The organism is Streptomyces sp. NPDC012474, assembly GCF_042955185.1.
Lineage (GTDB): Bacteria > Actinomycetota > Actinomycetes > Streptomycetales > Streptomycetaceae > Streptomyces > Streptomyces cahuitamycinicus.
Genome location: NZ_JBIBEP010000005.1, coordinates 48176 through 58339, shown reverse-complemented (window position 1 = coordinate 58339; position 10164 = coordinate 48176). Strand labels below are relative to the sequence as shown.

Below are 10164 nucleotides of genomic sequence, written 5' to 3'. Positions count from 1 at the left end.
TCATTTCCCCCTCTTCGGCGACCGCGCGCCCTTGCGCGACGGCGCACTCCTGAGCAACCGCGCACCGGCGCACACCCCGAGCGCCAGCCAGGTGACGCGCCGCGAGAGCCGCACGGCCCGTTCGACGTCGTGCGAACCGACGGCACGCCCTGGCGTGTTCAGCACGGGCCGGTGCTCCACCCGCCCGCCGTACGACAGCGTCCCGCCGAGACGCACCCCGAGCGCCCCGGCGAAGGAGGCCTCCACGGGCCCGGCGTTGGGGCTCGGATGCTGCACCGCGTCGGCCCGCCAGGCCCGCACGGCCCCCCGCGGATCCGGCCCGGCCAGCACGGCGAGTACGGCGGTCAGCCGCGCTCCCGGCCACCCCGCGAGGTCGTCCAGTCGTGCGGAAGCCCAGCCGTAGCGCCGGTACCGGGCCGACTTGTGCCCGACCATGGCGTCCAGGGTGTTGACGGCCCGGAACCCGAGCAGCCCCGGCACCCCGCCGACGGCCCCCCACACCAGTGCCCCCACCACCGCGTCGGAGGTGTTCTCGGCGACGGACTCGACCACGGCCCGGGCCATGCCGTCGGCGTCGAGGGCCTGCGGATCCCGCCCGCACAGATGCGGCAGCCGGGCCCGGGCCGCCTCGACGTCCCCGGTCTGAAGGGCACGCCCGATGGTCCGCGCCTCCCGGGCGAGCGAAGTCCCCCCGACGACGGCCCAGGTGGCGGCTCCGGTGAGCACGACCGAGGCGACGGGGGACGTCCGCACGGCACGTGCGGCGACGGACCCGAGGGCCACGGCCCCTCCGGCACACACGGCGGTGTGCAGGGCGCCCCACCCGCGGTGGTCCCGCCACAACACCCGTTCCACGGCACCCGCGGCCCGTCCGAACGCGGCGACCGGATGCCCCCGGCGAGGATCACCGAGCAGCAGGTCACCGATCAGACCGGCGGCGGCGCCGTACGCGAAGACGCGACCGGCACCCATGGGCTCAGCCGGCCAGAAGGGCAGGCGGGGGTGGGGTGTTGAACCTCGGTCGGCAGCCGCGCATGGCGATATGTGTCCTCACTCAGGGTGTCCACGCCCTGGTTCGACGAGACCGGCGGTGAGAGTTCCTGGCTCCCGGGGATCGCTACCCCGGTGACAGTGGCGGGACCGCGCCGGACTTTCACCGGCTTCCTCTCCTGCCGCCGTACTGGCCCCGGCAGTCCACCACGGCCGCGAACCGCCGTCAACTTGCCGTTGACCTGCGAGGGGGCAGTGTGGAGAACCCCACATCGCCTGCTGCGCACACACGAGGACCGGGCGGCACAGGACGTGAGGTCCCGTGCCGCCCGGCGGACGATGTGCGATCGGGCCGTCAGGCCACGATCAGGTAGATGCCGTACCCGACAGCCGCCGCGCACGCGGCGAAGCACGCGTACGCGCCGGTGACCGCCAGGCCCGCGGAACCGCCCTGGGCCACCGCCCGCTCGCGGTGGGACAGGCCGGTGATGCCGAGGGTGAACAGGCCCACGAGAGCCACGGTGACCACGAGGCTGACGCCGAACACGGAGCCGAGGGCCGCCCAGTCGATCTTCATATCGGAGACTCTTCCTTCTTGCCGGTGGGCGGGGTCAGACCGGGGTGGTCGTGGAGTGCGTCCGCTCGGCGGTGGCCTGGGCCGGGAACGACGGCACCGGCTCCTCCGTCGGCGTGCCGGCCGGCGGAGGCGTCACCGCGGCCATCGCCGTGGTGACCACGCCCGCGGGCTCCGCGTCGTCCGTGTCGTTGACGTTGGTGTGGTCGACGATCTCACGCCGCGACAACTTCCAGATGGCCGCGCTGGAGGCGACGAGGAAGACGGCCACCACCGCGGTGCCCCAGGCGCCGAAACCGGTGACGTACTCGGCGAGAGCGCCCACCAGGGCCGCCGCCGGCAGCGTCAGACCCCAGGCGACGAACATCCGCGTCGCGGTCGACCAGCGGACGACACCACCCTTGCGGCCGAGCCCCGCGCCCATCACGGCGCCGGAGACGGAGTGCGTCGTGGAGAGGGAGAAACCGAGGTGCGAGGAGGCCAGGATGACCGTGGCCGCGGAGGTCTGGGCGGCGAAGCCCTGCTGCGGCTGGAGGTCGGTCAGGCCCTTGCCCATGGTGCGGATGATGCGCCAGCCGCCCAGGTACGTGCCGAGCGCGATCGCGATACCCGCGGAGAGGATGACCCACATGGGCGGGTCGGAGTCGGGCGCGACGGCGCCGCCGGCCACGAGGGCGAGGGTGATGATGCCCATCGTCTTCTGGGCGTCGTTGGTGCCGTGCGCCAGGGAGACCAGGCCCGCCGAGGCGATCTGGCCGGCCCGGTAGCCCTTCCGGGACGCCTCGCCGTCGGCCTTCTTGCCGAGGGAGTACGTCAGCCGCGTGGCCAGCAGCGCCGCGAGGCCCGCGACCAGCGGGGCGGCGATCGCCGGGATCAGCACCTTGGTGACCAGCACGTCACCGTGCACCGCGCCGACGCCCGCCGAGGCGATCGTGGCGCCGATCAGACCGCCCATGAGAGCGTGCGAGGAACTGGACGGCAGACCGACCAGCCACGTCAGCAGGTTCCAGAGGATCGCGCCGACCAGGGCGGCGAAGATGACCTCGGGCCGGATGCCGGCCTCGTCGACGAGGCCCTTGGAGATCGTGTTGGCGACTTCGACGGACAGAAAGGCGCCGACCAGGTTGAGGACCGCGGACATGGCCACCGCAACCTTGGGCTTCATGGCGCCCGTGGAAATGGTCGTGGCCATCGCGTTCGCGGTGTCGTGGAAACCGTTCGTGAAATCGAACGCGAGTGCGGTTACCACCACAATCGCGAGGATCAGCGAGAAGCTTTCCATTTACCCAGGCAATCGTTCGAGGTCGTTGGCCGTACGAACGTAGGCAACCTGAGTGAACGGAAGATGAACTGGGAGGGGCGCGAGGGTGACCGCGTAGGAGGGTCGGGGCGACGCCCCGGGAGGGCGGCCGGTGAGCCGCTCGGTCTCGTCGCCGAACGCCTTGATCCGGCTGATCATTCCCGCCCTGGTCAGGCCGTAGCGCCTGCGCTTCCCGTCGTACGGGTTTTCCCTGCCCGGCGTGGATTGAGCCTCTGCCTGGCAGGATCGCGGCATGGCTGAGCAGCGAGGCGACGAGCGGGGCACGGGGGACGCGCGAGAGGGCGAACGGAACGCGGGGGAGCCGCGGCGCAGGAGCGCGCGCCCCGAGGAGGCACACGCCTGGGAGGACCTGGTCGCGGCGGCCCGCCGCACGGTCTCGGACGGACTCGTCGTCGGCACGTCCGGCAACGTCTCCGTGCGCGTCGCGGACACCGTCCTGGTCACGCCGTCGGGCGTGCCCTACGACCGGCTGACCCCGGACGACGTGACCGGCGTCGGCCTCGACGGCCGGCAGGTCCTCGGCACCCTCGTCCCCACCAGCGAGCTGCCCATGCACCTCGCGGTCTACCGCACGACCGGCGCCCGGGCCGTCGTCCACACCCACGCCGTCCACGCGACGGCCGTCTCGACGCTCGTGAGCGAGCTCCCGCTGATCCACTACATGGCCGCGGCGCTCGGAGGCCCCGTCCGGGTCGCCCCGTATGCCACGTACGGCACCGACGAGTTGGCCGAGAACATGCTCCGCGCCCTCGCCGGCCGCTCCGGCTGCCTCCTCCAGAACCACGGCACCGTCACCCACGGCACCACCCTCGCCCAGGCCTACGACCGCACCGCCCAGCTGGAGTGGATGTGCCGCCTGTGGCTGACCGCCGCCTCGGTGCCCGGCCAGGCCCCGAGCCTGCTGTCCCGGGAGCAGCTGATCGCGGTGGAGGAACGCCTGCGCGGCTACGGCCAGCGAGGCTGAGCCCTCCCCGGCCGCCGCGGACGTCACCCCGCCGCTCCGCCCCACTGGTCGCCCACGGAATCCGCCAGGACACTGAAGCCGTGCGCACTGCCAGAGCAACGGCCGCCGCCGTCACCGCCGTCCTCGGTGCCGGTGTCGCCGCTGTGGCCGCCGGCCGGTTCGCCAGCGACGCCGCGCTCAAGGCGCCGCCCGGCAGGCCCCTGCCCACCGAACCCCGGCTCACCGTGCACGGCACCGCCGCCGGGCAGATCAGCCTCACCCGGGATCTCGCCGCCCTGCGCCCCGGCCGCTACGGCCTGTCCGGCAACGGCTCGCACGCGGTCGTCGGCCCCGTCCTGACCGGCGCCCCGCACCCCGCAGACACCGTCGTGCGCCGCCTGGAGAGCGTCACCCACGGCACGCTGAAGCCCGGCGACAAGGTCTGGCTCACACCGAACGTGTACGTCGGCAACCCGGGCGCCGCCCTCGGACTCGAACACGCCGACGTCGACGTCCCCGGCGAACTCGGCGCCCTGCCCGCGTGGTTCGTGCCGGGCAAGCGGGACACCTGGGTGATCGCCGTGCACGGCCTGGGAACCACCCGCGAACTCGCCATGAACGTCATGCCGTTCCTGCACCGCAGCAACTTCCCGGTGCTCGCCCTGGCCTACCGCGGCGACCTGGGCGCCCCCCGCCCGCCCGACGGCCTGAACCACCTCGGCGAGACCGAGTGGCGCGACCTCGACGCCGCCATCCGCTACGCCGTGCGCTACGGAGCCCGCCAGATCGTCCTGCACGGCTGGTCCACCGGCGCCACCATGGCCCTGCGCGCCGCCGCCCACTCGGGGCTGCGCGACCGTGTCTCCGGGCTCGTCCTGGACTCCCCGGTGCTCGCCTGGGAGACCACCCTGCGCGCCCTGGCCTCGGCGCGTCGCACCCCGGCCGCGCTGCTGCCCCTCGCGGTCCGGGCCGCCCAGGGCCGCACCGGCCTGTCCGTCGGCCGGGTCGCGGGCACGGCCCCGCCCGGCGGGCTGCGCGTCCCGACGCTCGTCATCCACGGCCCGGACGACACCGTCGCCCCCTGGCAACTCTCCCGCAGGCTCGCCGAAGCCCGCCCCGACATGGTCGCCCTGCGCACCGTGGGCAACGCATCCCACGGAGCCATGTGGAACGCCGACCCGGAGGCCTACGAGGAGGCGCTCCGGCGCTTCCTGACGCCCCTCATGTGACGCCGTTCCCGTCAACCGCCGACGCACCCGCCCGGTCCGGCTCCTCAAGCACCGTTCCTAAAGACTGAGCGGGAGTGAGTCCTGTTGCCGGAACCCGTGCTCAGCCGGACGCCCCGAACGGTGTTGGGCATCCTGGTCCCCCGCGTTCGCTCCGCGTCCGGCGCGCACGGATCGTGTCCGTGGTCCGGGAATGCGGGGGCGGGTTGCCTCGCGCCCCCGGGCGCCCGGTCCGGCCTGGGCGGTCCGATGCCCGCACCCATCGCTCTGGTGGGTGCGGGGCGGTGCCGTCCGTCGCCGGATCGGGTGGCCGAGGGCGCGCCTTCCGATCGCCACCGCGGCGGCGTCATGCCGGGTGGTGGCGCGTTTGTCGCCGGTGAGGGGTTTCTGCCAGTGCTGGGCGCCCCATTTGGAGGTGTAGGCCGGGTCGACGGCCACGATGGTGATGCCGAGTCCGGCTGCCATCGACACCAGCCGGGAGCGCAGCCTGGATACCGGCATGCCGGAGATCAGCTTGCGGAACCGCTTCCGTCTGCCGTGCTTCTCCCGGGTCTTGTCCGCGGCGGAGTCCAGGTCCTCGATCGCGATGCTCAGGCCGTGCCGCTTGACCCAGTGCAGCAGGCGCACCAGCGCGTGCCGTACCTGGGCATCCCGGTAGGCAGCGGGTCCGTCGAGGTCGAAGAAGAACCGGCGCGGGGCGCCGACCGGGTTGCCGTGCTCGTCCAGGGGCCATGCCGCGAGGTGGCGCGCCTGTCACCCACCCAGCGACCACACCCGCGAAAAGGTCACGCATCCGATCCAGGAACTCCCGTTCCCTTCCCGTGAACGGCGCACGCCGCAGCCCGCACACTCACTTACACACGCCAGAACGCGCTGATGCGCACTCAACCAGCAACAGCTCACAACCCCCGTACACGCCCCTTCGCCCCGTCGCAACCGCGTTCCGTCGCCTCTCCGACGACCGGTGGCGACGATTCCGTTTAGTGTCGTACCACTGGCCGGTTCTGAGCCCTCGACCACTCTTGGGAACCGGTGCCTTGGCCTTCCCCGTCGCCCGCCGTGACATTCCGTTTGGGTTTTCGGACCGTCAACCGGAAGACTGCACCCGTGACGTCCCGTATCCCGCGCGACTCCAGGCTCCGACTCGTCCGCCCGCGACCCCTGGCCGCCGCCCCACCAGCGATGAACCAGCGGCGCTCGCGCCGCCCCGCACCACGCCCCCCGGAGGGCACCCCGGCACCGGCGGAGCTGGCCAGAATGGCACGCTCAGGTCTCGCCGCCGCGGCCCGCGTCGCCCGCTGGGCCGACGCCGCGCTCGGCCCCGGCCGGGGCAGCGCCACCGACGACGGCAAGGCCACCCTCTCCGAGGCGACCGCCGAACGGGCGGCCCTCGATCTGGGCCTGACCGCGGCTCAGGTCAGAGCCGACTGGGACACCGCGCGCCTCGCCGGTCTCATCGAGGTGCACGGCGACAGCGCCCGCCCCGGCTGGCGGCTGCGCGCCTGGAACCGGGACGACAGCGCCGTGCTGCGCGGCTGGGTCGCGCTCTTCGATGCCTGGTCGCTCGCCCACCCGGAGCCCGAGGAGCACGAGCCCGCCGCCGTCGCCGAGGTCGTCTCCGCCATGCCGCAGGCGCTGTCCTTCCTCCAGCTGTCCGCCGGGCCCGTCCCCGTGGAGCAGCTCCTCGACCTCCTGGAGCAGCGCGTCACCGAGCTGCGCACCGCCCGCTGCGAGATCCCCTACGGCCCCCAGCCGGAGCCGCCGGCCGAACCGGAGCCCACCGACGCCCCGCTCGCCCCCCTGCTCGACTGGGCCCTGCGCGCCCTCGCCTCCGTCGGCGCCCTCACCTACGGCGACGGCCAGGCCACGCTCACCCCGCTCGGCAACTGGGCCGTCTGGGTCAAGCTGGAGCAGATCTGCGTCGCCGCGCAGAGCCCCGCCGGGAACATCGAGCAGGCCGCCGACGGCATGCTCCGCGGCTGCGCCCAGCTGCGCCCGAACGCGGCCCGCGCCGAGTACCGGGCCTGGCTCGCCGCCCGCCCCGTCGGCAGCGCCGTCACCGAGCTCCTCGGCGCCGCCCGCGGCGAGGACGCCCTGCTGCGCGGCCTCGCCTTCGAGGCCCTGCGCGTGGTCGGCGCCCCCGCCGAGCCGGACGTCCGCGGCGTGCTGGACGAGCCCACGCTCAGGCCGTACGCGCTGCTGTGGCTGGCCGAGCACGACGGGGCCGACCCCGAGGACGCCCACGAGGTCCTCACCCGCGAGGAGGCGACCTGGCTGTGGGTGGACACCGCGGCGGCCGTCGCCGACCACGGGGAGGCGCCGCTGCTGGTGCGCCACCTGGAGTCCGCGGTGCAGCCGACCGTCCCGATGCTCCTGGACGAGGTACGCGCCGTGGGCCACCCACGCACCGTGCAGGTCCTGGTCGCCCTGGCCGCCGCGCACCCCGACCCGGCCCTGGCCAAGGCCGTCCGCCGGGCCGCCTTCCAGGTGCACACCGGCGGCAGCTAGTGCTGTGACGGGGAAGGTTTGCCGGAAAGCTTGCGGCGTCCGGTGCGGTGCATCGCAAGGCGGAGCATCGCCCGCGTACTGGATGTACTCGGGTGATGCGACAACGCGGCGAGGTGCCGTGCCGGGCGTCGCAAGCCGGTGAACCTTTCCGGTCGCAGCACTGGGGACGGCGCCCGGGCCCTGGGGGGGGGTGTCAGCCCGCTATCTCGGGCGCGTACGTCCCGAAGCTCCACACGTTGCCCTCCAGGTCCCGGGCCATGTAGTCCCGCGAGCCGTAGTCCTGGTCCGTCGGGGGCATCAGCACCTCCACGCCGTGGTCCACCGCGCGGCGGTGGTGCCCGTCCACGTCGTCCACCACCACGTACACCCCTGTGGTGCCCGCGTCCTTCATGGCCGTGTCGAACAGGCCGCCCCGGCCCTTGCTGCCGACCATCACCGCACCGTTGCCCTGTGCCAGCTCGGCGTGCAGCACCGAGCCGTCCTCGCCCTCGTACACCGACAGCTCCGTGAAGCCGAAGGCCTCCGTGAGCTGCCGGATCGCCGCCTTCGCATCGGCGTACAGCAGCGTCGGGTAGATGCTCGGACGCCCGCCGGACATGGCTGCCATGGCGATCACTTCCTCGTGTCTCGCTGCGTGCTGCCCCCGGCGTTCCCCTCGCCGGGGGAGCCGGATTCCGGCCCGCTGTTCAGTCTTCCACCGGCCACTGACAACGGCCCTCCGTCCGGCCGCCGGTGATCGAACACCCGCACACAGAAAAAGTGGTTGCACGCCCCCGTTAGACTGTCCCCATGGCCATTCTCCTCGCGCATTAGACGGCGGGAACGTCCTCAGCCGTCCATCCCGCCCCCGTATCCGCCCTGGAGTCTGTCCGTGATCTCCGCCTCCGGTATCGAGCTGCGCGCCGGTGCCCGCGTCCTCATCGAAAACGCCTCGTTCCGCATCGCCAAGGGCGACCGCATCGGCCTGGTCGGCCGCAACGGCGCGGGGAAGACCACCCTCACCAAATGCCTGGCCGGCGAGGGCATGCCCGCCGGCGGCGCCATCACCCGCTCCGGCGAGGTCGGCTACCTCCCGCAGAACCCCCGCACCGGCGACCTCGACATGCTCGCCCGCGACCGCATCCTGTCCGCGCGCGGCCTGGACGTACTGATCCGCAAGATGCGCGACAACGAACAGCGCATCGCGAGCGGCCAGGGCGCCACCCGCGAGAAGGCGCTCAAGCAGTACGAGCGGCAGGAGACGGAGTTCCTCACCAAGGGCGGGTACGCCGCCGAGGCCGAGGCCGCCACCATCGCCGCCGCGCTCAACCTGCCCGACCGGGTCCTCGGACAGCCGCTGCACACCCTCTCCGGCGGTCAGCGCCGCCGTATCGAGCTGGCCCGCATCCTGTTCTCCGACGCGGACACCCTGCTGCTCGACGAGCCCACGAACCACCTCGACGCCGACTCGATCGTCTGGCTGCGCGACTACCTGAAGACCTACCGCGGCGGCTTCATCGTGATCTCCCACGACGTCGACCTGGTCGAGACGGTCGTCAACAAGGTGTTCTACCTGGACGCCAACCGCGCCCAGATCGACATCTACAACATGGGCTGGAAGCTCTACCAGCAGCAGCGCGAGGCCGACGAGAAGCGCCGCAAGCGCGAGCGGCAGAACGCCGAGAAGAAGGCCTCCGCGCTGCATTCGCAGGCCGACAAGATGCGGGCGAAGGCCACCAAGACGGTCGCCGCGCAGAACATGGCCCGCCGGGCGGACAAGCTGCTGGCCGGCCTGGAGGCCGAGCGGAAGTCCGACAAGGTCGCCAAGCTGCGCTTCCCCGAGCCCTCCCCGTGCGGCAAGACCCCCCTCATGGCCGAGGGCCTGTCGAAGTCCTACGGATCGCTGGAGATCTTCACCGACGTCGACCTGGCCATCGACAAGGGCTCACGCGTCGTCATCCTAGGCCTCAACGGCGCGGGCAAGACGACCCTGCTGCGCCTGCTCGGCGGGGCGGAGGAGCCCGACACCGGCAAGGTCATCGAGGGCCACGGCCTCAAGCTCGGCTACTACGCGCAGGAGCACGAGACCCTCGACCCGGAGCGCACGGTTCTGGAGAACATGCGCTCCGCCGCCCCCGACCTGGACCTGGTCGAGGTCCGCAAGACGCTCGGCTCGTTCCTGTTCTCCGGCGACGACGTCGACAAGCCGGCCGGCGTCCTCTCCGGCGGCGAGAAGACCCGCCTCGCCCTCGCCACGCTCGTGGTGTCCTCGGCGAACGTGCTGCTCCTCGACGAGCCGACCAACAACCTCGACCCCGCCAGCCGCCAGGAGATCCTCGGCGCGCTGCGCACCTACAAGGGCGCGGTCGTCCTCGTCACGCACGACGAGGGCGCGGTCGAGGCGCTCCAGCCGGAGCGGATCATCCTGCTGCCGGACGGCGTCGAGGACCTGTGGGGCGCCGACTACGCGGATCTCGTCGCCCTGGCCTGAGTGTCAGTGCCGCTTGATCGAATGTGTGATCAACGGCGTATGGATCATTCGGCCTAGCGGTGATCCATCATCTGTGTGAGATCTCCTCGTACCGAGGTGTGTCCTACATCGATTTCGCGGCCGAGCCCCCGA

At 72.7% G+C, this 10164-nt stretch carries 8 protein-coding genes, 1 pseudogene and 1 riboswitch; of the genes and pseudogenes, 4 read left to right on the top strand and 5 right to left on the bottom strand.

Features of this window, described 5'->3' with window-relative positions; translation table 11 throughout:
* From ACFY9S_RS13200 to ACFY9S_RS13190, 3 genes are all read right to left on the bottom strand, one after another.
* Positions 1-972: a cobalamin biosynthesis protein gene (locus tag ACFY9S_RS13200; protein ID WP_391126779.1), complete on the bottom strand. Its 972-nt coding sequence runs from the start codon at positions 970-972 to the stop codon at positions 1-3.
* A gap of 122 nt (positions 973-1094) precedes the next feature.
* Positions 1095-1168, bottom strand: a riboswitch (cobalamin riboswitch).
* Positions 1169-1345: 177 nt separating this feature from the next.
* The gene (locus ACFY9S_RS13195; protein WP_102913495.1) at positions 1346-1567 is read right to left on the bottom strand and encodes a hypothetical protein; all 222 of its coding nucleotides are present in this window, start codon (positions 1565-1567) and stop codon (positions 1346-1348) included.
* A gap of 34 nt (positions 1568-1601) precedes the next feature.
* Complete coding sequence (locus ACFY9S_RS13190; RefSeq protein WP_391126776.1) at positions 1602-2846, bottom strand: inorganic phosphate transporter; 1245 nt, start codon at positions 2844-2846, stop codon at positions 1602-1604.
* 271 nt (positions 2847-3117) lie between these two features.
* Here ACFY9S_RS13190 and ACFY9S_RS13185 point away from each other — a divergent pair, with 271 nt between their 5' ends.
* Entirely contained in the window at positions 3118-3849 is a 732-nt protein-coding gene (locus ACFY9S_RS13185; RefSeq protein ID WP_391126773.1) for a class II aldolase/adducin family protein, read from the top strand.
* A gap of 80 nt (positions 3850-3929) precedes the next feature.
* A complete protein-coding gene (locus ACFY9S_RS13180; protein WP_391126770.1) occupies positions 3930-5057 on the top strand; it encodes an alpha/beta fold hydrolase in 1128 nt (375 codons plus the stop codon).
* A gap of 57 nt (positions 5058-5114) precedes the next feature.
* Here ACFY9S_RS13180 and ACFY9S_RS13175 read toward each other — a convergent pair.
* Positions 5115-5804, bottom strand: a pseudogene (locus ACFY9S_RS13175) (hypothetical protein); the annotation flags it as partial.
* 507 nt (positions 5805-6311) lie between these two features.
* Between ACFY9S_RS13175 and ACFY9S_RS13170 the strand changes: the two are divergent.
* Positions 6312-7562, top strand: a complete 1251-nt coding sequence (locus ACFY9S_RS13170; RefSeq protein WP_391126767.1) for a hypothetical protein — start codon at positions 6312-6314, stop codon at positions 7560-7562.
* A 193-nt stretch (positions 7563-7755) separates the two neighbouring features.
* On the opposite strand, the gene ACFY9S_RS13165 is transcribed toward ACFY9S_RS13170, so the two are convergent.
* Entirely contained in the window at positions 7756-8169 is a 414-nt protein-coding gene (locus ACFY9S_RS13165; RefSeq protein ID WP_102908167.1) for a VOC family protein, read from the bottom strand.
* A gap of 264 nt (positions 8170-8433) precedes the next feature.
* Between ACFY9S_RS13165 and ACFY9S_RS13160 the strand changes: the two genes are divergently transcribed.
* On the top strand, positions 8434-10032 hold the full coding sequence (locus ACFY9S_RS13160; RefSeq protein WP_391126764.1) for an ATP-binding cassette domain-containing protein: 1599 nt from the start codon (positions 8434-8436) through the stop codon (positions 10030-10032).
* Positions 10033-10164: the final 132 nt, after the last annotated feature.